Raw genomic sequence first — 22,342 nt, forward strand, 5'->3', positions numbered from 1 at the left:
AGCACGCCTCAAGCACCTTGCGATCTTTCCTCGAAAGGTGGACTTCTCTTGCTTCGGGTATCATCCCGACCTTGAATCACGACTCACGTTCCAAGAAAAGTGGGTACTAGATCAAGCATCTGGGGCACGCATCGCCGCGCCGTCGGGTGACGCGGCTAGACGCTCTAACTCTGCAGCCGGGGAATGAGACCTGCCGCGTTCTGATGGCCGATCGCATCGAGATCGTCTGTCGAGAGGCCAAGCTTCTGCAACTGCGCGAACTGGCCAAGGCTGAAGTAAGGATAGTCGCTGCCGTAGGTGATCTGGGAGGCGGGTACGAGCTTGAGTAGCGCGGCCATGGAGGGCGCGAAAGTCGCATTCGCGGTGTCGTAGTGCAGCCGGCGTAGCTCGCCTTCGATTCCTTCCGGCGCAAACTCCTTCAGGTCGGGCCGCGCCCCATAGAACGAATTGATGCGCCCGGCCATCATCGGAATCGTGCCGCCGGCGTGCGAGAACAGCCATTTGATGTCGCGATGGCGGGCGAATGCGCCGCTGAGCAGAAGGCTCGTCACGGTGCGTGTGGTGTCGTGCGGGACTTCGATCACCGCTGGAAACGTGCCGACGCTGAGCGCGCTACAGCAACTCGCGACCAGCGGGTGCACATAAACGACCGCCTTGCGACGGTTCAACTCCTCGAACACCGGCCTGTAGGCGGCATTGCCGAGCCATTTGTCGCCGTAGCTGCTTTGCAGCCCGATCCCGTCCGCCTTCAGCGTGTCGAACGCATATTCGATCTCCCTGAGCGTGGCATCGACGTCCTGCATCGACAAGGTTGCGAACAGGCCGAAGCGGCCCGGATGGTCGCGCATCATCTCCGCTGCATACTCGTTGCAGGCGCGTGCGAGCCGGCCGGCTTCCGCTGGCCCGAGGTCGAACCACACGCCAGGAGTGGAGGCGACTGACAGGATGCCAGTGCGAACGCCATTGCGATCCATGTCCTCGACGAGCTTCTCACGGGTCCAGGCAACCTGACCGGGAAAGTGCGGCTGCTTGCGTGCGTCTTCGTAGCCGAGCCAAAGCTTTTGATATTCGGGCGGATAGAAGTGAAGGTGCGTGTCGATCAACACTGGTTTGGTCTGGCCGTGCACCGCAACGGCCGGGATGGCCGAGGCGAGGCCAAGTGCACCAACTCCCGCGAGGAAGCCGCGGCGCGACGAGGGCGGGCCGTAACAGGTAGGGCAGGGGTGATGCCCTCCAGATTTTTGATCCCACTTGTTCATGTTGCGCGTCTCCCGTGACGAACTGGCAAAGGCAAAGCCTGTGGTGCTTCTATAGGCAGAACATTTCGTCCATCCGCTGTCCGCGGTGTGGCTGCAGCGCAGGCGGTCATTGTTGGGGATTGGAATGTGCCGATTTTTCGTCGCCGAACGACGCCTCGTGTCACGCCTGCGCATCTCAGCCGCAACTTTGTGTGAATGCGCCCCCAATTGTCCCGCGAGAGGCTCCCTGCTGTCGCGATGTTGACCCGGCGGGCAAAACACTGGCAAAATGTGATAGTGGCGGAGATCGCGGCGTGAATCCATCTGCGGTGACCGCGCGCGCTTCCAGTGAGTTGACCTATGAAGTCTGAGAGGGATGGCATCAACCTTGCGGCCAAGCCGACCGGAACGGGTTGCGTGGAATGCTCGGCCGCGGGCGGATGGTGGTTTCATCTTCGTAGATGTGTCGAATGCGGTCACATCGGCTGCTGTGATACGTCACCAAATCAGCATGCAACGAAGCATAACGCGGCGACAGGTCATCCCATCATCACGAGCTTCGAGCCGGGCGAACGATGGTTTTACGACTACCGCACAGGAGAGGCTTTCGCCGGCCCGAAGCTTCAAGGCCCTCACGCGCATCCGTTGGACCAGCCGGTGCCCGGGCCGGACGGCGCGGTGCCTTCAGACTGGCAAACGCTGCTCCATGAATAGGCGGTAGCTATTTAGTCTAGCTGTTGGCCCGTGCCTTGTCGGCCCGGACCGGCCGGCCCATGAAACCACTCACGCGAGGCGGTTTGACATCGGTGAAGTTCGACCGATGGCCGACGACGATGAGGTCACCGGGCTTCAAATCAGCCCGCGTGCCATGGAAGAATGGTTGCGCGAACATGGTTGCAGCGGATGACATGAAACGATCCTGGAATCGGAGGCTTCAAGCCGAAGCGAGCGCGCCGTGTGCTACGCCCAAAGTCAGAGCGCAAAATAGACGGTCATCGCTGTAACGATCAGGCCCAGCACAACGGCGAGCACCAGTTCTGTCTTGATGCCGCCGGCGGAATGAGATTGTGCATCGTCAATCATTCGGCCAGTCCTGATGAAGCGAAAGAGCGAAATCACGATGATTGCGATCCCGATCGCGATCAGCGCGAGGCCGTCATAGTGACTGAACGCTCCCGTGAAGCGATCGAATTGCAGTCGAGACCCGATCTCCGTCCTGTTGGCTTCGGCGATTGTTCGGACGAAGAGGTTGAATTTCTCGACGACAAAGCCAAACGCGATGATCGCGATGCCCGTCCTGACCCAGGCGAGAAAAGTCCGCTCGTTTGCCGCGTGGTCTGAGTATCTCTCGATCATCGAGACCTCTCTGGATGTTGTCGATGGGGTTCGTCGCGCGCTATTCCCGCAGGAGCGGGGCGACGCGGCGCACTGTATGCGAAGCTATGGCAAGGCCTCAGAACTGATACCTCCGCAGCCCCCCATCCACCGGGATCACCGTCCCCGTGATGTACCTTGCCACCGGTGACGCCAAAAACACCGCGAGCGCCGCGAGGTCCTCCGGCTCGCCCCAATAGCCGACCGGGATTTCCTCCTCGGCAAAGCGCTCGCGATAATCCGGCGGATAGTTGCGGCGGATCTGCTCGCTCATGATGCGGCCGGGCGGGATGCAGTTGATGGTGATGCCGTGCTCGCCGATCTCGCGCGACAGGCCCTTGGCCCAGGCGTGCACGGCGGCCTTTGCGGCGAAGGCCGCGTTGAGTCCCTCCGGCTCGGACTTGCCGGTGATGTTGACGATGCGACCCCATTTGCGTTCGATCATCTGCGGCAGCAGCGCATGCGCGATGCGGCGGTAGCTGGTGAAGTTCAGCGCGATCGCCTCGTCCCATTTGCTGTCGGGCGCATCGACCGGCAGCGGGCGGCTGCCGCCGGCATTGTTGATGAGGATGTCGACATGGCCGAGCTCCTTTTGCGCAAAGGCCGCGATGTTCTCCGCCGCATCCTTGGCCATCACGTCCTGCTCGAACGGCGTGATCAGGCCGGAGCCGACTTCCTTCACCAACTCGGCGAGCAGGTCGGTGCGCCGTGCCACGCCGACGACGCGGACGCCTTCGGCAGCCAGGCCCTTGGCGATGGCGCGGCCGATGCCGATGCTCGCCCCTGTCACGACTGCGGTTTTCGATTTGAGCCCGAGGTCCATGGTCACACGCTCTCTTGTTTGCTTTTTGCTTCTTGTCGTTCGTTTCCTGCCCGTCCCGCGGGCTTCGCGAATTGCCTGAGCGGGACGAGCAGTGGTAACCAAGAGCCTCGACGAAGGAAACACGAAAAAGAAAAGGCGTTGAGCAATGGTCTGGGATCCGCAGCAATACCTGAAATTCTCCGGCCATCGGCTTCGGCCCGCCGTCGACCTGTTGATGCGGATTCCGGATTTCGCCCCGCGCGCGATCGCCGATCTCGGGGCAGGGGCCGGCAACGTGACAAAACTGATCAAGGAGCGCTGGCCGGACGCGACCGTGACCGGTGTCGAGGGCTCGGCCGAGATGGTGGCCGCGGGCCGCAAGGCGGCGCCGGACGTGGAATGGTCGCACGAGGATCTCGGCCATTGGCGCCCCGCCAGGCAATACGATTTGATCTATTCCAATGCCGCACTGCACTGGCTGCCCAATCATGCGGCGCTGTTTCCGTCGGTCATGGAGAAGGTGACGCCCGGCGGCATGCTTGCGGTGCAGATGCCGCGCAACTTCCTCGCGCCATCGCATGTGCTGATCGGCGAGACGGCGCTGAACGGTCCGTGGCGGTCAAAGGTCGAGCATCTCGTCACCCCGCCGCCGGTCGAAGGGCCGGCCTTCTATCATGATTTGCTCGCGCCGCTTTCCCAGAACGTTGACATCTGGGAGACCGAATATCTGCAGGTGCTCGAAGGCGACAATCCCGTGAAGGAATGGACCAAGGGGACCTGGCTGACGCGTTATCTCGACATCCTGCAGGGCGACGAGAAGGCCGCGTTCGAGGCCGCCTATGGCGAGCGGGTGGCGAAGGCTTATCCGAAGAATGCGGCGGGGCAGACCCTGTTTCCATTCCGGCGTCTGTTCATGGTCGCCCAGCGCAAGGGCTGATCGCACTGCCGCAATGCGACATAAACCGTTCGCAATCCGGGACTGGGCGCGGGTCCCGGGTTGCGCGGACAACAATCATCAAGCTAGCTTGCCTGCGGCAAATTGGGCTTAGGTCTAGTTGTTCGGGTGGTGGATTGCTGCCACTACTGGGCTGCAAAACAAAAAGAACCCGGTTTTAGAGGTTGTTGGGAGGTTACTTCATGCGCAAGCTGCTTCTTGCGGTCGCCGCCGCAGCTATTCTTATGACCCCAGCGGTGGCACAGGCCCAGAGCCCGATCGTCATCAAGTTCAGCCACGTCGTCGCCAACGACACCCCGAAGGGCAAGGGCGCGCTGAAGTTCAAGGAACTCGCCGAGAAGTACACCGACGGCAAGGTCAAGATCGAAGTCTATCCGAACTCCTCGCTCTACAAGGACAAGGAGGAGATCGAGGCGCTTCAGCTTGGTTCGGTGCAGATGCTGGCGCCCTCGACCGCGAAATTCGCGCCGCTCGGCATCAAGGAGTTCGAGGCGCTCGACCTGCCCTGGCTGTTCAAGGACGATGCGACCTATTCCGGCGCGATGAAGGGCACCGTCGGCAAATGGCTGTTCCAGAAGCTGGAGTCCAAGGGCATCACCGGGCTCGCCTATTGGGACAACGGCTTCCACATGGTGTCGTCGAATCGGGCGCTGATGAAGCCGGAGGATTTCAAGGGCCTGAAATTCCGCATCTCCGGATCGAAGATCGCCGACCAGTATTTCCGCCTGATGGGCTCGATCCCGCAGATCATGGCGTTCTCCGAAGTCTACCAGGCGCTCCAGACCGGCGTGGTCGACGGCTGCGAGAACACCGCGTCCAACTATCTGACGCAGAAGTTCTACGAGGTGCAGAAGGACATCACCGTGTCCTACCACGCGCATCTGCAATATGCCGTCATCGTCAACTCGAAATTCTGGTCCGGCCTGCCGCCTGACACCCGCGCCCAGCTCGAGAAGGCAATGGTGGATGCAACCGAGTACACCAACCAGATCGCGCACCAGGAGAACGAGGACGCGCGGGCCGAGATCAAGAAGACGGGCAAGACCAAGCTGCATTATCTGACTGACGCCGATCGCAAGGCGTGGCAGGAAGCGATGCAGCCGACTTACAAATGGGCAAAGGGCCGGGTCGGGCAGGAGGTGCTCGATCTCGTCGCCAAGGAACTCGACGTCAAGATGAACTGACGCGTTCCGCAAGGACAATACGAACGGTCGGGGGTGTGCGCACTCCCGGCCGTTTCGCATCGATAGGGGGACTTTGATTTGCTTCGCGTGCTCAATCAGGCGCTCAACCATCTCGAAGAATGGCTGATCGCGACGCTCATCGCGGCTGCAACCGGCTTGATCTTCATCGCCGTGGTGCACCGTTACGGCGCAGGCGAATCGATCGTCCTCTCCAGATGGGCGGCCGCGCACGGGATGAGCTGGCTCGCGACGCTTTCGATGGCGGTGTTCACCTTCCTGTCCGAGCTCGACCTGTCCTGGGCGCAGGAACTCTGCATCTACATGTTCATCTGGATGGCCAAGTTCGGCGCGGCCTATGGCGTGCGCACCGGCATCCATGTCGGCGTCGACCTGCTCGTCAACCGCCTGCCCGAACATTCGCGCAAGCACGTGATCCTGTTCTCGCTGCTGTGCGGCGCGCTGTTCACGGGCATGATCGCCGCCTTCGGCGCCTCTTTCGTCGCCGAGATGTTCAAGACCGGCCAGCAGTCCAACGACCTGGAAGCGCCGATGTGGTTCGTCTATCTGGCGATCCCGCTCGGCTCGGGCCTGATGTGCTTCCGCTTCCTGCAGGTCTGCTGGTCCTACTACTGGACCGGCCATCTGCCGCATCACGACGAGGCGCATGTCGAAGGCGTGGAGGCCGACGTCTCGCCGGCGCTGCACCCGCAGCCCGCCGGCGCGGCGACCAGGGCTGCCGCGCGAAAAGTGTCGCCGCTCGGCGTCATCCTGATCATGGCGCCGATCCTGATCTTCGCGATGTGTCTCGCCGAGAAGTTCGGCGTGGTGGTGCTGCCGCACTGGATGCGTGCCGCGACCGTGTTCGCGCTGCTGATCGCGCTGATGCTGACCGGCATCCCGGTCTCGATCGCGCTCGGCCTCACCGTGATGACGTTCCTGTTCACGCTGACCACGGTGCCGATCGAAGCGGTCTCGATGAAGCTCTTCACCGGCATCGAGGGGTTCGAGATCATGGCGATCCCGTTCTTCATCCTCGCCGGCAATTTCCTCACCCATGGCGGCGTCGCGCGCCGCATGATCAATTTCGCGACCTCGCTGATCGGCCACTGGCACGGCGGCCTCGGCCTGGCCGGCATCGTCGCCTGCGCGATGTTCGCGCTGGTGTGCGGCTCGAGCGTCGCGACGGTGGCGGCGATCGGCGCCATCGTGCTGCCGGAGATGGTACGGCACGGCTATCCGATGCGCTTCGGAGCCGGCATCATCACCGTTGCCGGCTCACTCGGCATCCTGATGCTGCCCTCGATTCCGAAGATCGTCTACGCGGTCTCCACCAATACCTCGATTGGCGCGCTGTTCGTCGCGGGCCTGCTGCCGGGCATCCTGCTGACGACCATGCTCTGCATCGTCACCTGGTGGCTCGCCCGCAAGCGCGATTATCCGCGGCTGCCGAAGGCGAGCTGGGGCGAGACCGTTCGCACCTTCCGCGAGAGCATTTGGGGCCTGATGCTGGTCGTGATCATCATCGGCGGCATCTATAGCGGCCTGTTCACCGCCACCGAGGCGGCCGCGATGGCTGCGGTCTACTCCTTTGTCATCGCGGTGTTCGTCTACAAGGCGATCAAGATCGTGGACGTGCCGCGGGTGCTGCTGCGCGCAGCCAACACCAGCGCGATGCTGCTCTACATCGTCACCAACGCGGTGCTGTTCTCCTTCGTGCTCTCCAACGAGAACCTGCCGGCGACCTTGGCCGACTGGATCGCGGCGCAGAATCTCGGCTGGGTCGGCTTCCTGCTGGTCGTCAACATCCTCCTGCTGCTCGCCGGCAACTTCATGGAGCCGAACTCGATCATCCTGATCATGGCGCCGATCCTGGCGCCGGCGGCCAAGAAGCTCAGCATCGACCTCGTGCATTTCGGCATCGTCATGGACGTCAACATGGAGGTCGGCCTCTGCCATCCGCCTGTCGGCTTGAACCTCTACGTCGCCTCGATGATAGCGCGAATGCGGATCACCGATCTGGCGGTCGCGGTGATGCCGTGGCTGATCACCATGCTCGGCTTCCTCGTCATCGTGACCTACTGGCCTGATTTGACGCTGTGGCTGCCGAGGGTGCTGGGGATGCACTAGTCGCAGCGCAGACGGTGCGTAGCCCGGATGGAGCGCGGGCGTAATCCGGGATCTTCCGCACGGATGGACTTCCCGGGATTGCGCTTCGCTCCATCCGGGCTACGGATCGGCCATGTACCGCCGACGGGCGGCCGGACATGGCTAACGCGCGGTAAACCCGCACGCTCAAATGCCATCGCTGCGCTGGGAACCCATTTTTACGGATCTGCGGTAGAACCATGCCAGCGGGTGTGGGGCTGGCATGTTCTTCAACAGAATGGAATCCGGACGGGCGTCGATTTCGGACGCCGTCTATATGGAAGTCATCACGGGCCTTCACGGCACGACGATGCCCACCATTCTTGCCGCCGCCTGCCAGGCGATGGTCGGCGCGATCACCACTTACGAAACGGGCGACATGGTGACGGCCGGCCTGACGGTTGCCGGTGTGGTGGTGGCCATTGTCCGCCTGTTCGAAATCTTCGCTTTCCGTCGCCGCCTCGCATGTCCGCCGCAGCTCGGTCGGGCCGAGGCCGCGCGCTGGGAGCGGCGCTATGTTGCCGGCACCGTTGCAACGGCTTCGGTGCTCGGCGTGTTTGCCGCGCGCAGCATCGTGCTGGGTGATGCGCTCTGTTCCGTGATGGCGATCGGCATCGGCTTCGGCTTTGGCGCCGGTGTCGTGGCGCGGCTGGCGCTGCGTCCCGTCGCGGCGCTGCTCGATCTCGTCGCAATTGCCGCCCCCGCCGCGATTGTTACTTTCATGCAGCCAGATCTCCGCCATGTCGGGCTCGGGCTCCTCATCCTGATGTATGTAGCCGCCAGTTTCGAGATGGTGCGGCTGAGCTTCAACGCCTCGATCAACCAGATCACGCTGAAGCGGCAGTTCGAGCAGCTGTCGCGCTTGGACCCGATGACCGGCGTGTCCAATCGTTCGGTGCTGGCCACGGACCTGCCGCAGATGCTGGCGGCCGGGATGATTGCCGTCCATACGCTCGATCTCGACCGCTTCAAGGAGGCGAACGACCGGTTCGGCCATCCCGTCGGTGACGCACTGCTGAAGCAGGTCGCCGGGCGGCTCAAGGCGATCGCCGCGCAGGATGACCTCGTGGTCCGGATGGGCGGCGACGAGTTCGTCCTGGTGCAGCGCGCGGCGGCTGATGCGGGAGCGATGGCGCAGCGCATCGTGCAGTCGATCAGCGCGCTGTATGATGTCGACGGACAGGTCATTGAGGTGGGTGTCAGCGTCGGCGTTGCCGTCGCGCCGGACGACGGGCGCACCGCGGAAGCGCTGCTATCGCGGTCCGACAAGGCGCTCTATCGGGCCAAGCAGGAACGCGGCGGCTATGTGCTGGCAAGGGAGCTGCGGGTGGTGGATCAGATCGTACCTGTCGCCGAAGGGCTCGCCGCGTAGACGGTACACCGCTTGCGAGCGGAGTCGTAGCCCGAATGGAGCGAAGCGTAATCCGGGGGCCGACTCGATTGTGGCACGATTCCCGGATTGCGCTTCGCTCCATCCGGGCTACGCAGTCCTCCTCCACCAGCGATGGCAATCACCCGCGAGATGCGGTTAGATGCTCGCAACAGGCCGGGAGGACATCAACATGACGGAAGCCAGCAACGAGCCGAAGGACGCAACGCCGTCCGTCATCGCGCAGCAAACGGCGATGCTGAATGCGCTGCCGTTTTCCGACACGCGGGATTTCGACGATGCCGCGCGCGGCTTCCTCGGCACGATCGAGAACGCGGAGATCACCAACCCGCAGGGGCGGACGGTCTGGAGCCTGAAGCCCTACGGCTTCCTGTCGTCTGAGCAGGCGCCGCCGACCGTCAATCCGAGCTTGTGGCGACAGGCGCGGCTCAACATGCAGCACGGGCTGTTCGAAGTGGTGCCCGGCGTCTACCAGGTGCGCGGGCTCGACATCGCCAACATGACGCTGATCGAGGGCGACAGCGGTGTCATCGTCGTGGACACGCTGACGTCGATCGAGGGCGCACGTGCCGCGCTCGATCTCTATTACAGGCATCGTGGCCAGAAGCCAGTGGCCGCCGTCATTTTCACCCACACCCATACCGACCATTGGGGCGGCGCGCGCGGTATGCTGGAGGAGGATACGCTGGCAACCGGGCGCGTGCCTATCATCGCGCCGAACCTGTTCATGGAGCATGCCGTCTCCGAGAACATCATCGCGGGACCGGCGATGCTGCGCCGGGCGCAGTATCAGTTCGGGCCGTTCCTTGCCAAAGGCGTGCGGGGGCAGGTCGACAACGGGCTCGGCAAGTCGATGGCGGCAGGCGCCGTCGCACTGCTGCGGCCGACCGATCTGATCATGGCGACCGGCGACCGGCGCGTGATCGACGGCGTCGAATTCGAATTCCAGATGGCGCCGAACAGCGAAGCGCCGGCGGAGATGCACTTCTTCATCCCGCGCTACAAGCTGTTGAACCTCGCCGAGAACTGCACGCACAATTTCCACAATCTGCTGCCGTTCCGCGGCGCCGACGTGCGCGATGCGCTGGCGTGGTCGAAGTACCTCAACGAGGCCTTGCGGCTCTGGGACGGCAAGGCGGAGGCGATGTGCGGCCAGCATCACTGGCCGGTGTGGGGGCGCGAGCGGATCGGCACGATGATCCGGCAGCAGCGCGATCTCTACAAGTTCGCGCATGACCAGACCATCCGCCTGATGAACCACGGCCTCACCGCCGCCGAGATCGCCGAGACGATCCAGTTGCCGAAGAGCCTGGAGGGTGCCTGGCACGGCCGCGGCTATTACGGCCACATCCGGCACAATGTGAAGGCGATCTACCAGAAATATCTCGGCTGGTACGATGCCAACCCGGTCAATCTCGATCCGCTGCCGCCGGTGGAATCCGGCAAGAAGTATGTCGAGTACATGGGCGGCGCCCGAGGCCATCCTCGCGCGCGCACGCAAGGACTTCGACAAAGGCGAGTTTCGCTTTGTCGCGCAGGCGCTCGGCCATCTCGTCTTCGCGGAGCCGGAGAATGAAGCGGCGCGTCTGTTGCTCGCGGATACGCTCGAGCAGCTCGGTTATGCCGCCGAGAGCTCGACCTGGCGCAACGCCTATCTGTTCGGCGCCCAGGAGCTGCGTCATGGCATGCCCAAGACCCCGCCGCGTCCGCCGATGCCGCGCGAGACGCTGGCGGCGCTACGCACCGAGCAGCTCTGGGACGTGCTCGGCATTCGGCTCAACGGCCCCAAGGCCGAGGGCAAGCACATCGTGCTGAACTGGAGCTTTTCGGATACGGGCGAGATCTTCGTGCTCAATTTGGAGAATTGCGCGCTGACTTATACGGAGGGCGTACAGGCGGAAAATGCGGATGCGAGCTTCACGCTCGCGCGCGCAACGCTCGATGAGGTCATCGCGAAACTGACGAGCTTTCCGGAAGCGGTCGCCGCCGGCAAGATCAAGCTCGCGGGCAACCCGATGCGGCTTGCCGAGCTGATGGCCCTGACGGACGAATTCCCGCGCATGTTCGAGATTGTGGAGCCGAAGCGGGCGGTGGTGGTGTAGGGCACCGTTCGCCACGTTCTCGCTGGCATCGCCCTCCGCACCCTCGCTGTCATCGCCCGGCTTGACCGGGCGATCCAGTATTCCAGAGACCGCAGTGCTTGAGCCGAGAAGCCGCGGAGTACTGGATGCCCCGGTCAAGCCGGGGCATGACAGTGTGTCGTGAGGTGAAAGCGGCCCTTACTCCGCGCTGCTCACCAGCTTGATCCGCGGCGCCTGCGCTTCCGTCAGGCTGCGATAGGCCGCGAGATAATCCAGCGCCATCCGCCGCGCGGTAAAGCGCTTCTCGAACTGCTTGCGGATGGCCGCGCGATCGAGTTGCGGCAGGCGTTTGACGACGCCGGCGGCGCTGATGATGTCCTCGACCACGAAGCCGGTGAGGCCCTCGTCGATGATCTCGGGCACCGAGCCGCGGTTGAAGGCGACGACCGGCGTGCCGCAGGCCATCGCTTCGATCATCACGAGACCGAACGGCTCCGGCCAGTCGATCGGCAGCAGGAGGCCGAGCGCGCCGCTCAGGAAGTCCGATTTCTCGTGGTCACCGATCTCGCCGATGAAGTCGACCAGCGGATTGTTCTGGATCATCGGCCTGATCAGCTCGTCGTAATAGTCCTGGTCGGCGCGATCGACCTTGGCCGCGATCTTCAGCGGGATGCCGCAATGCATCGCGATCTTGATGGCGCGGTCGACGCCCTTCTCGGGCGCGATGCGGCCGAGCACGGCGAGATATTCCTGCTTCGCCGGCTTCGGCGTCAGCAAGGTCTCCGGCAGGCCGTGGTGGATCGTCGTCACCCAGTTCGCCTGCGGCACCGGCCTGCGCTGCGCGTTCGAGATCGAGATCACCGGCATTTTCGAGAAGGTGTTGAACACGGGCTGATGCTCCGGCAGGTCGAGCCGGCCGTGCAGCGTGGTCGCGAACGGGGTCGGCTGCCGGTGGAACAGGGACCATGGATAGTAGTCGAGATGGAAGTGGAGGAAGTCGAACTCCTCTTCGTCACATTTCTGCCGCACGCGCTCCAGGAGGACCATATGCAGCGCGTTGGGATCGCGCACGGAACCGTCGAGACGAAGCGCCCGCGGCCAAAGTGCGTCCAGCTTCGCCGACGTCTGCGAGTCGCCGCTGGCGAACAGGGTGACATCGTGTCCAAGGGCAACCAACTCCTCCGTCAACCAGTGCACCACCCGCTCGGTGCCGCCATACAGCTTGGGTGGAACAGCCTCAGTCAACGGAGCTACCTGCGCGATGCGCATCTCGCTATCTCCTCTGTGATCATGGAAGTTAAACCCCCGCCGTGTCTCGGCACCGGCATGCCAGACGAGGGAACGTTCTCGCAATTGCGAAGTTCCTTCAACGAACGTTACTTCTTCGACACACTTCAGTCGGCCGCGATGCTGCCATCTCCTCTTCTCACATCGTCCGCATCCGCATGTCGTGATGGCCCGGCCCGGGAACCGAGGCGAAGCGGTCGATGTTCAATCGGCTAATAGAAAAATCGAAATCAATACGACGGGGTCGCAGTCACATGGATCATCTTTCTGGTTACGCGCGCAGGCCATTTGCCTTTGTCCTGCGCTATCTGCGACGACGGCCGGCATCGCATCTCGTGATCCTGACCGCTGTCGTTGCAGCCGTTGCCTGTTCCGTGGGCACGCAATACGGCGTCAAATCCCTGGTCGACAGCCTGTCCGCGGGAACATCGCACGGTGGTAGCGTATGGCTGGCATTCATTTTACTCATGTCGCTGATCGCGGCGGATAATTTCCTGTGGCGGATCGCGAGCTGGACCGCGAGCTTCACCTTCGTTCGTGTCACGGGCGATTTACGCCGTGACATATTTCGTCATCTGACCGGACACGCGCCGAGCTATTTCTCGGATCGCATGCCGGGCATGCTGACGAGCCGTATCACCGCGACCTCGAACGCGGTGTTCACGGTCGAGAACATGTTCGTCTGGAATGTGTTGCCGCCGTGCATCGCCACAATTGCGGCGATCGGGTTGATTGGAACCGTCAGTCCCTATATGGCACTCGGCCTGATCGTGGTCGCGGGCGGTATGGTGATAGCGATGTTCCATCTGGCCGCAGCCGGCAAGCCGCTGCATGACGACTTTGCCGACAAGGCCGCCGTCGTCGACGGCGAGATGATCGACGTCATCAGCAATATGCCGCTGGTCCGCGCCTTCTGCGGCATCGGCCATGAGCACGAGCGGTTCGACGCAACGGTGAACCGGGAACTGACCGCGCGTGGCCGTAGCCTGCGTTATCTGGAAAAGCTGCGGCTCACGCATGCCGGCGTGACAGTCGTCCTGACGGTAGCGCTGATGGCGTGGGCGATCACGCTCTGGCAGCAGGGCGAGGCGACCACCGGCGATGTCGTGCTGGTCTGTACGCTCGGCCTCTCCATCCTCAATGCGACGCGCGACCTCGCGGTGGCGCTGGTCGATGTCACCCAGCACGTCGCGCGCCTGACCGAGGCGATCGCGACCTTGCTTGTGCCGCATGAATTGCGCGATCATCCCGAGGCTGAGCCGCTGATGAAGAGCGGTGCCGCGATCGCGTACAACAACGTCACCTTCGGCTATCCCGGCGGCGAAAAAATCTTTGAACGGTTCAGCCTGCGGCTTCAGCCCGGCCAGCGCGTCGGCCTGGTCGGCCAGTCGGGCGGAGGGAAATCGACCCTGTTCACGTTGCTGCAGCGGTTCTACGATGTCGATGAAGGCAGCGTGACCGTCGATGGCCAGGATATTTCCAAGGTGACCCAGCTGAGCCTGCGTGAGGCCATTTCGGTCGTGCCGCAGGATATCTCGCTGTTCCACCGCTCCATCCGCGAGAACATCCGCTACGGCCGTCCGAACGCGACCGACGACGAGGTGCTGCGCGCGGCGATTGCGGCGCGCTGCGATTTCATCGACAGCCTGCCGGAAGGCCTCGACACCATGGTCGGCGACCGGGGCGTGAAAATGTCCGGCGGCCAGCGCCAGCGCATCGCGATCGCGCGTGCCTTCCTGAAGGACGCGCCGATCCTGCTGCTGGACGAAGCGACCGCCGCGCTCGACAGCGAATCCGAGGAGGCGATCCGCGAGGCGCTGTCGCGTCTGATGCGCGGCCGCACCGTGATCGCGATCGCGCACCGGCTGGCGACGCTGCGCAATTTCGATCGCGTCCTGGTGCTGAAGAATGGCAAGATCATCGAGGACGGCGCGCCCGACCGACTGATGCAGGGCCACGGCCCCTACCGTGAGCTGGTGACGCAGGAGATGAGCCGGCTGGCGAAGTTCGCCGCGTAAGTCCAACAGTTGCGTTTGCGTTGGTCGCGTTCGAAAAACAGGCCGCAGGGGAGCAGCTCATGGCAGCCGAAGCCGTAACCCAGATCATCTCGGTAACGCAGACGGAGGAGGCCGTCGCGGAGCAGGCGTTCTACATTCCGATGACGGGGCCCGCCGCGCGGCCCCGTCGGTCGCTGAAGCACGACGACACCTTCATCGTGCTGGATAGCCATGGCGACATCGGAGCTTCCGCCGGCGGGCCGGACGGCCTGTTCAATTGCGACACGCGCTATCTGGCGCGGCTGGAGCTCGTGCTCGACGATCTCCAGCCGCTGCTGCTCGGCTCGAATCTTCGCGATGACAATTCGGCCCTGACCGTCGATCTCACCAATCCCGATATCTATCGGCAGGGCCGCATCGTGCTGCAGAAAGACCTGCTGCACATCGTGCGCACGATCTTCCTGTGGCGCGGCACGGCCTATCAGCGCATCGGCGTGCAGAACCATGGCGACCGTCGCGCCAGCCCGGAGCTGACGCTGCTGTTCGACAGCGACTTCGCCGATCTGTTCGAGGTGCGCGGCGAGCGGCGCCCGCACCGCGGGACCGGCACCAGCAAGTTGCTCGGGCCGACCGACGTGCTGTTCCACTATCGCGGCCTTGACGATGCCGTGCGTACCACCGGCCTGCATTTCGATCCGCGTCCGACGCGGCTGTCGGTGAATGCCGCGACCTGGCAGCTCGACCTGGACCCGCACCAGTCGAAATCGCTGTTCGTGGCGGTGTCCTGCAACCGGCCGATCGCGGAGAAGCCCGCGCGCTTTTTCAGGGGCCTGCTTGCGCATCGCCGCGAGATGCGCCAGTCGACGACGGGTATGGCCAGCATCGAGACGTCGAACAACATCTTCAACGAGGTGCTGTGCCAGGCCATGGCCGACCTCAACATGCTGATGACGGAGACGCCGCAGGGGCGTTATCCCTATGCCGGCATTCCCTGGTACTCGACGACGTTCGGCCGCGACGGCCTGATCACCGCGCTCCAGATGCTGTGGATCGATCCGCGGGTCGCGAAGGGCGTGCTGCGGCGGCTCGCGCATTTTCAGGCAGAGGCGGTCGATCCGCTGAACGATGCGGCGCCCGGAAAAATTCTGCACGAGATGCGTGGCGGCGAGATGGCTGCGCTCCGCGAGGTGCCGTTCGCGCAATATTACGGCAGCGTGGATTCGACCGCTCTGTTCGTGCTGCTCGCCGGAAGTTATTTCGAACGCACCGGCGATGAAAAGACCCTGACCGAGCTGTGGCCGGCGATCGAGGCGGGGCTGGCCTGGATCGATGGCCCCGGCGATCCCGACAGGGACGGCTTCGTCGAATACCAGCGCGCCACCGAAAAGGGCCTCGCCAACCAGGGCTGGAAGGACTCGTATGACGCGATCTTCCATGCCGATGGCCAGCTTGCGGAAGGCAATCTCGCCCTTGCCGAGGTGCAGGGTTACGTCTTTGCCGCCAAGCAGCTCGCCGCACGTTGCGCGTTGCGGCTCGGCAAGCCGGACCTCGCCAGAAAGCTCGAGACCGAGGCCAAGGCGCTGGCCGAGCGGTTCGAGAAGGCGTTCTGGTGTGAGGAGCTCGGTACCTATGCGCTCGCGCTCGACGGCAGGAAACGGCCCTGCAAGGTGCGGACATCCAACGCCGGGCAGGTGCTGTTCAGCGGCATGATCCGTGAGGACCGCGCACGTCTTGTCGCCGCCGATCTGATGGCGCCGCACTTCTTCTCGGGCTGGGGCATTCGCACGGTCGCGCAAGGCGAGGTGCGCTACAATCCGATGTCCTATCATGACGGCTCGATCTGGCCGCACGACAATGCGCTGATCGCGCTCGGGCTCGCGCGCTACGGGCTCAAGCATTCGGTGGCGCATGTCTTCAAAGGCTTGTTCGACGCGGCGACCTACATGGACCTGCGGCGGCTGCCCGAATTGTTCTGCGGCTTCCGGCGCGAGAAGCGGCGCGGCCCGACGCTCTATCCGGTTGCCTGCGCGCCGCAGGCCTGGGCCAGCGCGACGCCATTCACGCTGCTGGAGGCAGCGCTCGGCATCGAGTTCGACGTCGCGCGCGGCGAGATTCGCCTGCGCAATCCGCATCTGCCGGCGTTCCTGAACGAGGTGATCCTGCGCGATCTGCGCCTGGGCAATTCCAGCGTGGATCTGCGCGTCAGTCGTCACGGCGACGACGTCGCGCTGGAGGTCTTGCGCACGCGCGGCCAGATCCAGGTCTCGATCGTGCTGGCGCGCTAGCGGCGCGCCGGGAGGAGGGTTCATGCGTACCGCAGGATGGTTGGTTCTGAGCGCGGCGATCGTCGCGGGATTGACGGTCGCCGTATCGCGTGCCGCGGAGGAACCGCCCGCGGGCCCAACGACGCCCCCCGGCGAAGCGAACGCGCCGGCCGCGGTGCAGCCGCCGACCTCCACCGTGCCGGTCACGCCGAAGGACGCCGCGCCGCCGCCGTCCGTGACCATCATCGGTGCGAGCGACGCCCATGGCGTGCTCGGCCGTGACGTGCGCAGCGCCGCCGACGAGGACATGGGACGCATTGTCGACATCATCGTCGACCGCACCGGCCATGTGCGCGCCGCCGTGATCGATTTCGGCGGCTTCCTCGGCGTCGGCAGCCGCAAGATCGTGGTGGACTGGAACGCGATGCGGTTCGGCAAGATTGCCAACAAGAAGGACAGCATCACGCTGGAATTGACCAAGGCGCAGGTCGCAGCCGCGCCGGAATACAAGGAAGACACGCCGATGGTGGTGCTCGGCGCGTCCGGCAGCCTGCAGCCGCTGCAAGCGATTCAGTGAGGCGCGGGGAGGGATGGCCGCCGGTGCTGTTGTCGAGGAAGCCGAACCACGCAGATCGCGATAGCCGCGTTGAACGGTACAACGTTGCCGCGCCGCCGCCTGCGGGCCTTCCGGCGCCGTCGCGCCAGAGCCTGCGCGGCCTCGACTGGTTCATCTTCTTCCTCGCCGACGTGCAGACCGGGTTCGGCCCCTTCATCGCGGTCTACCTCACGACGCAGAAATGGACCCAGGTCGAGATCGGCCTCGTGCTGTCGATCGGCGGCATCGTCGCGCTGATCGGGCAGATGCCGGGTGGCGCGATCATCGATGCCGCGAAGTCCGAGAGGCTGGTCGCAGCCCTTGCGATCGCGACCATCGGCATTTGCGCGCTCGCCTATGCGGCGATGCCGATCTTCCCCGTGGTGGTGGCCGCGGCCACGCTGCATGCGGCAGCGAGCTGCGTGCTGGGGCCGGCGATCGCGGCGATCAGCCTCGGCCTCGTCGGTCCGCTTGCGATCGGCGAACGGCTCGGCCGCAATGCGCGCTTTGCGTCCCTCGGCAACGGCGTCGCCGCCGCCGTGATGGGGACGGCCGGCTATCTGCTGTCGAGCCGCTCGGTGTTCCTGGTCACCTTCCTGCTGGCGATTCCGACCCTGATCGCGCTGTCGCGCATCCGCGAGGAGGAAGTGGACATCGCGCGCTGTCACGGCGAGATGCCGCGCGAGGCGCCGGTTCCGGGCGACACCAATATCTGGCACCTGATCCGGCAACGCCCGCTGATCGTCTTCGCGCTGAGCGTGCTGCTGCTGCAATTGGCGAACGCCGCGATGATGCCGCTGATGGCGAGCGCGGTGACGGCGCGGTCGAGCCAGTGGGCAACCGTGCTCGTCGCCTTCTGCATCGTCGTGCCGCAGGCGATCGTCGCGCTGCTGTCGCCGACGGTCGGGCGCAAGGCGCAGCTCTGGGGCCGGCGCCCGCTGCTGCTGATCGGGTTCGGCGCGCTGACGATCCGGGGCCTTCTGTTTGCGACCGTGCGCGATCCCTATCTGCTGGTCGCGGTGCAGGTGTTCGACGGCATCACGGCGGCGGTGTTTGCGGTGATGATCCCGCTGATCGTGGCCGACGTCGCCTTCGGCAGCGGCCATTTCAATCTGGCGCAAGGCATTGTCGGGACCGCGACCGGCATCGGGGCGTCCTTGAGCACGGCGCTTGGCGGCTATGTCAGCGACAAGTTCGGCAATGCCACCGCCTTCATCGGGCTGTCCGGCGTCGCCGCGACCGGGCTTTTGCTGATCCTCTTTGTGATGCCGGAAACCCGGCGCACCGGCATGATCGCGCCAAAGAAAATGGCCGGCTGAATAGCCGGCCAAGTGGGTGGGGGGGAAAAAGCGATCAGGCGTCGAGATTGTGCAGGCGCTGACGGTTGCGCAGCACGATCTGGCGGGCGCCGGAAAATCCCAAAATGCCCTGGGCGTGAAGCTGCGACAGCGCGCGCGACACGGTTTCCAGCGTCAGGCCGAGATAGTCGCCGATGTCGCGGCGGCACATCGGCAGTGCCATCATGCCGGCTACCGCAAGGCGGCGGTCCATCTCGAGCAGGAAGGTTGCGACGCGTTCCATCGCGGTCTTGCGTCCGAGCAGCAGCATGTGGTCCTCGGCGTGACATAGTTCGCCGGCGGTCATGGCCCAGAGCTTACGGGCGACCTGCACGTCGGTGCCGGCGGCCTTCTCCAGGCTCGCGCGCTTCACCAGGCGCACGGTCGTGTCGATGATGGCTTCAGCGGCGAGGCGGTGGCTGGGACCGGATTCAAGGCCGAACACGTCACCGGGAAGATGGAAGGAGCCGATCTGGCGGCGGCCGTCGGAGAGCAGCTTGTAGCTGCGCACCGCGCCGGTGACGACCTGGTAGACATATTCGGCCGGCTCGTCCTCGCCGTAGATCTCCTCGTCCTTGCGGTAGGAGAACTCGGTGGCGACGAGGCCGACATGGCCGGCGATCGCGCCGAACTGGTCGGAGACGGGATGGGCAGGGGCAATCTTGCCACGAATTTGCGTGTTGATCGCCTGGGTGTTGAGCGTCTCGGTCAGCATCTGCGCCATCTCCGTTTTGATGACGCTTTGGTACGCGGGTTCGGGCGCTTCGAAAATTTCGCGAGATATCTTAAGGGGGGGCCCTTACGTAGAATCCCTTAGGTCACGGGAACGCGTAGCCCGGATGGAGCGAAGCGAGGTTTGTCATCCCGGATTGCGCTGCGCTCCATCCGGGCTACGAAACTTCCCTAGTTGCCGCGGCCGCCCTGGATGGCGTGGCGGATGGACTTGACCAGGGTTTCGTCGAGAAGCGGCTTCAAAATCACGTCCTTGACGCCTGCGGCGGCCGCCCGGGCCGAGATATTCCCATCGGGATAGCCGGTGATCAGGATCACGGGCGTGCGCTCGTCGGACTGGCGCAACCGGCCGGCCAGCTCGATGCCGTTGATGTCGGGCATCTTGTAGTCGATCACGTAGCAGTCCGCCTCCTGCGCGCCGCTGGCATTCAGCAGCGCCGTCGCGTTCCTGAAGGTCCGCACGGCAAAGCCGTCCGTTTCCAACAGGAATTGCAGGGATCCCAGCACGGCGGCATCATCGTCGACCACGTAGACGGTGGGCTTTGCGGATGACGTCACTGGAAGCCGCTGACGGTGCGAGCCGATCTCGATCATCCCATCTGGCTAGCACGGCCCGGGAAAATGATTTTGACTTGCCTCAATCCGATTTGCCTCAATCCTTCAACATCCCGGCGCGCATCGCCAGCCGGACCAGCTCCGAGAGGCTGTTCGCCTGCATCTTGGTCATGACGTTGGCCCGGTAGACCTCGATGGTGCGGGGGCTGATGTCGTATTCACGGGCGATCAGCTTGTTGGAGAGGCCCGCGATCAGCCCTTCCACGACCTGGCGCTCGCGCGGGCTGAGGGAGGCGACGCGGGCGGCGATGTCCTGCGAGATCGCCTCGTTCTTCGCCGCCGGCTCGGCCTGGCGGATCGCCGTCTCGATCATGGTGGTGAGGCGATCGTCCTCGAATGGCTTCTCGAGAAAGTCGACCGCCCCCAACTTCATCGCCTCGACCGCGAGCGGCACGTCGCCATGGCCGGTCATGATCAGGATCGGGAACGGGCTTTGCTGCGCCTTCATCCGCTTCAACAGCTCGATCCCGTCGATTCCAGGCATGCGCACGTCGGAGACGACGCAGCCGAAGGCGAGGCCGGGCAGGACATCGAGGAAGGCTTGCGCATCGTCAAACAGGGTGACGCCGAAGCCGGAGGAATCCAGCAGGAAGTTCAGCGAGTCCCGCATCGCCTCGTCGTCATCGATGACGTAAACATGTCCCTTGGTCGTCATGGATCAATTCTCATCGGCTGCCGGGAGAGTGAAGCGGAATGTCGCGCCGCCTGATGGGTTGCTCTCGGCCCACATGCGTCCGCCGTGAGCCTCGATGATCGAGCGGCTGATGGACAGTCCCACGCCCATGCCGGTTTCCTTGGTGGTGAAGAAGGTCTGGAACAGGTTAGGAATGACGTCGCCCTGGAATCCGGAGCCGGTGTCGGACACCTCGACCTCGATCATGTCGTCGCCGACGCGGGTGTTGGCGACGACGAGCTCGCGCTGCGGCGACTGCGCCATCGCTTCCAGCGCGTTGCGGAACAGGTTGACCAGCACCTGCTGGATCTGCACGCGGTCGGCGAGCACGAGATCGGCGTCGGGATCGAGGCTGAAGCGGAGCTGCACGTTCTGCTCGCGCGCGCCGGCAAGCCCGAGCGCGCCGGCTTCCTCGATCAGCTTGGACAGGCTCTCGACCCGCTTCTCGGACTCGCCGCGGGAGACGAAGTCGCGCAGGCGGCGGATGATCTGGCCGGCGCGCAAGGCCTGCTCCGCGGCGCGATCCATCGCACTTTCGATCTTCGGCGTGTTGGGATCGGTGCTGCCGGCGAGCAGCCGCCGCGATCCCTTCATGTAATTGCTGATCGCCGCCAGCGGCTGGTTGATCTCGTGGGCAAGCGCCGAGGCCATCTCGCCCATCGCGGTCAGCCGCGAAACGTGGACGAGCTCGGACTGCAATTCCTGGAGCCGCGCCTGGGTCTGCTGGTGCTCGGTGAGGTCGCGGACGAAGCCGGTGAAATAGGGCTCGCCGCCGGACTGCATCTCGCCGATCGACAGGTGCATCGGGAAGGTCGTGCCGTCGCGGCGCTTGCCGGTCACGATGCGGCCGATGCCGATGATGTGCGGATCGTTCGTACTGCGATAGCGCGCGATGTAGCTGTCGTGGCGGGTGCGGTCGGGCTCCGGCATCAGGATGTTGACGTTCTGGCCGATCGCCTCCTGCTCGGACCAGCCGAACAGGCGCTCGGCGGCGGTGCTGAACAGTTGCATGACGCCGCGACCGTCGATGACGATCATGGCGTCGGGAATGGTGTGAAGGATCGAGCGGAGGTGGGTCTCACGCGTGCGCAGGGCTTCCTCGACCTGCTTCTCCTCGTCGATATCGAGGAAGATGCCACTGAGATGGCGCGCGACGCCGGAATCGTCTCGGATCAAGCCGGCGCGGGCCCTGATCCATTTGCCGCGGCCGGAATTGGCGGAAATCCTGAAGGAGACGTCGAAGCCGCCGCCATGCTCGGAGACCTGCTTGATCGCGTTCTCGACGCGCGCGCGGTCGCCGGGCTCGAGGCGCGACAGGAAGAGGTCGTAGCTTGCCGGCTGGCCCAGCTCGATACCGAGCAGCATCCTCGCGGTTTCCGACCACTCCAGCTCGCGCGTCGTGAGGTCGAGATCCCAGGTGCCGACGCCGAATCCCTCGATCCGGACCCGGAAATGCTCGCCGCGACTATCGTCTGGCGGATGCGTTACGCGGGTCGGCGACAATCGATGACTCCCATCTTCGCGCGGCGGGCGTGGTGCCGCGAACATGACCGCAATTTCGCCCATGGACCGGCCCGAGGCAAGTTCGGATGTCTGATTCCATTGGCGGATTTCACTCAAGGCCGCATCCGGCGATTTGATCTACCTCATCCTGCCTCGTCACGACGAGGCTA

General features: G+C 64.2%; 17 protein-coding genes and 3 pseudogenes. 11 read left to right on the forward strand and 9 right to left on the reverse strand.

The genetic code is table 11. From position 1 onward, the window contains the following. Positions 1 to 164 precede the first annotated feature (164 nt). Complete coding sequence (locus QJT78_RS21705) at positions 165 to 1,259, reverse strand: amidohydrolase family protein (RefSeq protein ID WP_038943230.1); 1,095 nt, start codon at positions 1,257 to 1,259, stop codon at positions 165 to 167. A gap of 339 nt (positions 1,260 to 1,598) precedes the next feature. On the opposite strand from QJT78_RS21705, the gene QJT78_RS21710 reads away from it, so the two are divergent. Continuing rightward, positions 1,599 to 1,952, forward strand: a complete 354-nt coding sequence (locus tag QJT78_RS21710) for a UBP-type zinc finger domain-containing protein (protein WP_071915981.1) — start codon at positions 1,599 to 1,601, stop codon at positions 1,950 to 1,952. An 82-nt stretch (positions 1,953 to 2,034) separates the two neighbouring features. Here QJT78_RS21710 and QJT78_RS21715 read toward each other — a convergent pair. The 3 genes and pseudogenes from QJT78_RS21715 to QJT78_RS21725 all read right to left on the reverse strand — a co-directional run. Then, positions 2,035 to 2,148: pseudogene (locus QJT78_RS21715) on the reverse strand (NAD(+)--rifampin ADP-ribosyltransferase); the annotation flags it as partial. A gap of 62 nt (positions 2,149 to 2,210) precedes the next feature. Beyond that, positions 2,211 to 2,594, reverse strand: a complete 384-nt coding sequence (locus QJT78_RS21720; RefSeq protein WP_028150113.1) for a DUF202 domain-containing protein — start codon at positions 2,592 to 2,594, stop codon at positions 2,211 to 2,213. Positions 2,595 to 2,691: 97 nt separating this feature from the next. Continuing rightward, positions 2,692 to 3,435 carry an SDR family oxidoreductase gene (locus QJT78_RS21725; RefSeq protein ID WP_028150112.1) on the reverse strand — a complete coding sequence of 248 codons (744 nt, stop codon included), beginning with the start codon at positions 3,433 to 3,435 and terminating at the stop codon, positions 2,692 to 2,694. Between the two features lie 145 nt (positions 3,436 to 3,580). Between QJT78_RS21725 and QJT78_RS21730 the strand changes: the two genes are divergently transcribed. The 6 genes and pseudogenes from QJT78_RS21730 (at position 3,581) to QJT78_RS21750 (ending at position 11,190) form a co-directional block, all read left to right on the forward strand. Then, complete coding sequence (locus tag QJT78_RS21730) at positions 3,581 to 4,351, forward strand: methyltransferase domain-containing protein (protein WP_028150111.1); 771 nt, start codon at positions 3,581 to 3,583, stop codon at positions 4,349 to 4,351. Positions 4,352 to 4,551: 200 nt separating this feature from the next. Beyond that, positions 4,552 to 5,553, forward strand: a complete 1,002-nt coding sequence (locus tag QJT78_RS21735) for a DctP family TRAP transporter solute-binding subunit (protein ID WP_038943231.1) — start codon at positions 4,552 to 4,554, stop codon at positions 5,551 to 5,553. A 258-nt stretch (positions 5,554 to 5,811) separates the two neighbouring features. Then, positions 5,812 to 6,162 (forward strand): annotated as a pseudogene (locus QJT78_RS53165) (TRAP transporter small permease); the annotation flags it as partial. Positions 6,163 to 6,396: 234 nt separating this feature from the next. Then, positions 6,397 to 7,680 (forward strand): TRAP transporter large permease subunit, encoded by a 1,284-nt coding sequence (locus QJT78_RS53170; protein ID WP_038943232.1) that lies wholly within the window; start codon positions 6,397 to 6,399, stop codon positions 7,678 to 7,680. Between the two features lie 241 nt (positions 7,681 to 7,921). Beyond that, positions 7,922 to 9,070 carry a GGDEF domain-containing protein gene (locus QJT78_RS21745; protein WP_028150108.1) on the forward strand — a complete coding sequence of 383 codons (1,149 nt, stop codon included), beginning with the start codon at positions 7,922 to 7,924 and terminating at the stop codon, positions 9,068 to 9,070. A gap of 190 nt (positions 9,071 to 9,260) precedes the next feature. Then, positions 9,261 to 11,190: pseudogene (locus QJT78_RS21750) on the forward strand (alkyl sulfatase dimerization domain-containing protein). Between the two features lie 177 nt (positions 11,191 to 11,367). Here QJT78_RS21750 and QJT78_RS21755 read toward each other — a convergent pair. Continuing rightward, positions 11,368 to 12,438 (reverse strand): glycosyltransferase family 4 protein, encoded by a 1,071-nt coding sequence (locus tag QJT78_RS21755; protein ID WP_028150106.1) that lies wholly within the window; start codon positions 12,436 to 12,438, stop codon positions 11,368 to 11,370. Positions 12,439 to 12,710: 272 nt separating this feature from the next. Between QJT78_RS21755 and QJT78_RS21760 the strand changes: the two genes are divergently transcribed. Genes QJT78_RS21760 through QJT78_RS21775 form a run of 4 tightly spaced genes read left to right on the forward strand, consistent with a single transcriptional unit; the run spans position 12,711 to position 18,631 of the window. Then, the gene (locus QJT78_RS21760) at positions 12,711 to 14,474 is read left to right on the forward strand and encodes an ABC transporter ATP-binding protein (protein WP_028150105.1); all 1,764 of its coding nucleotides are present in this window, start codon (positions 12,711 to 12,713) and stop codon (positions 14,472 to 14,474) included. A gap of 59 nt (positions 14,475 to 14,533) precedes the next feature. Continuing rightward, positions 14,534 to 16,738: an amylo-alpha-1,6-glucosidase gene (locus QJT78_RS21765; protein ID WP_028150104.1), complete on the forward strand. Its 2,205-nt coding sequence runs from the start codon at positions 14,534 to 14,536 to the stop codon at positions 16,736 to 16,738. A 22-nt stretch (positions 16,739 to 16,760) separates the two neighbouring features. Beyond that, entirely contained in the window at positions 16,761 to 17,294 is a 534-nt protein-coding gene (locus QJT78_RS21770) for a PRC-barrel domain-containing protein (RefSeq protein ID WP_028150103.1), read from the forward strand. 23 nt (positions 17,295 to 17,317) lie between these two features. Continuing rightward, positions 17,318 to 18,631 carry an MFS transporter gene (locus tag QJT78_RS21775; protein WP_028150102.1) on the forward strand — a complete coding sequence of 438 codons (1,314 nt, stop codon included), beginning with the start codon at positions 17,318 to 17,320 and terminating at the stop codon, positions 18,629 to 18,631. 34 nt (positions 18,632 to 18,665) lie between these two features. Here the strand turns inward: QJT78_RS21775 and QJT78_RS21780 are convergent, their stop codons facing one another. From QJT78_RS21780 to fixL, 4 genes are all read right to left on the reverse strand, one after another. After that, positions 18,666 to 19,364 carry a helix-turn-helix domain-containing protein gene (locus QJT78_RS21780; RefSeq protein WP_028150101.1) on the reverse strand — a complete coding sequence of 233 codons (699 nt, stop codon included), beginning with the start codon at positions 19,362 to 19,364 and terminating at the stop codon, positions 18,666 to 18,668. Positions 19,365 to 19,552: 188 nt separating this feature from the next. Then, positions 19,553 to 19,975 carry a response regulator gene (locus tag QJT78_RS21785; RefSeq protein ID WP_028150100.1) on the reverse strand — a complete coding sequence of 141 codons (423 nt, stop codon included), beginning with the start codon at positions 19,973 to 19,975 and terminating at the stop codon, positions 19,553 to 19,555. 58 nt (positions 19,976 to 20,033) lie between these two features. Further along, complete coding sequence (gene fixJ, locus QJT78_RS21790) at positions 20,034 to 20,651, reverse strand: response regulator FixJ (RefSeq protein ID WP_038943233.1); 618 nt, start codon at positions 20,649 to 20,651, stop codon at positions 20,034 to 20,036. Between the two features lie 3 nt (positions 20,652 to 20,654). Next, entirely contained in the window at positions 20,655 to 22,172 is a 1,518-nt protein-coding gene (fixL, locus tag QJT78_RS21795; RefSeq protein WP_028152078.1) for a sensor protein FixL, read from the reverse strand. Between the last annotated feature and the right edge of the window lie 170 nt (positions 22,173 to 22,342).

This window comes from Bradyrhizobium sp. Mp27 (assembly GCF_029953005.1).
GTDB classification, from domain to species: domain Bacteria; phylum Pseudomonadota; class Alphaproteobacteria; order Rhizobiales; family Xanthobacteraceae; genus Bradyrhizobium; species Bradyrhizobium barranii.

Excerpts from the sequence above, each read along its gene's own strand:
- QJT78_RS21705 (WP_038943230.1), bottom strand. The coding sequence starts at position 1,259 with ATGAACAAGTGGGATCAAAAATCTGGAGGGCATCACCCCTGCCCTACC.
- QJT78_RS21710 (WP_071915981.1), top strand. The coding sequence starts at position 1,599 with ATGAAGTCTGAGAGGGATGGCATCAACCTTGCGGCCAAGCCGACCGGA.
- QJT78_RS21720 (WP_028150113.1), bottom strand. The coding sequence starts at position 2,594 with ATGATCGAGAGATACTCAGACCACGCGGCAAACGAGCGGACTTTTCTC.
- QJT78_RS21725 (WP_028150112.1), bottom strand. The coding sequence starts at position 3,435 with ATGGACCTCGGGCTCAAATCGAAAACCGCAGTCGTGACAGGGGCGAGC.
- QJT78_RS21730 (WP_028150111.1), top strand. The coding sequence starts at position 3,581 with ATGGTCTGGGATCCGCAGCAATACCTGAAATTCTCCGGCCATCGGCTT.
- QJT78_RS21735 (WP_038943231.1), top strand. The coding sequence starts at position 4,552 with ATGCGCAAGCTGCTTCTTGCGGTCGCCGCCGCAGCTATTCTTATGACC.
- QJT78_RS53170 (WP_038943232.1), top strand. The coding sequence starts at position 6,397 with ATGCGTGCCGCGACCGTGTTCGCGCTGCTGATCGCGCTGATGCTGACC.
- QJT78_RS21745 (WP_028150108.1), top strand. The coding sequence starts at position 7,922 with ATGTTCTTCAACAGAATGGAATCCGGACGGGCGTCGATTTCGGACGCC.
- QJT78_RS21755 (WP_028150106.1), bottom strand. The coding sequence starts at position 12,438 with ATGCGCATCGCGCAGGTAGCTCCGTTGACTGAGGCTGTTCCACCCAAG.
- QJT78_RS21760 (WP_028150105.1), top strand. The coding sequence starts at position 12,711 with ATGGATCATCTTTCTGGTTACGCGCGCAGGCCATTTGCCTTTGTCCTG.
- QJT78_RS21765 (WP_028150104.1), top strand. The coding sequence starts at position 14,534 with ATGGCAGCCGAAGCCGTAACCCAGATCATCTCGGTAACGCAGACGGAG.
- QJT78_RS21770 (WP_028150103.1), top strand. The coding sequence starts at position 16,761 with ATGCGTACCGCAGGATGGTTGGTTCTGAGCGCGGCGATCGTCGCGGGA.
- QJT78_RS21780 (WP_028150101.1), bottom strand. The coding sequence starts at position 19,364 with ATGCTGACCGAGACGCTCAACACCCAGGCGATCAACACGCAAATTCGT.
- QJT78_RS21785 (WP_028150100.1), bottom strand. The coding sequence starts at position 19,975 with ATGATCGAGATCGGCTCGCACCGTCAGCGGCTTCCAGTGACGTCATCC.
- fixJ (WP_038943233.1), bottom strand. The coding sequence starts at position 20,651 with ATGACGACCAAGGGACATGTTTACGTCATCGATGACGACGAGGCGATG.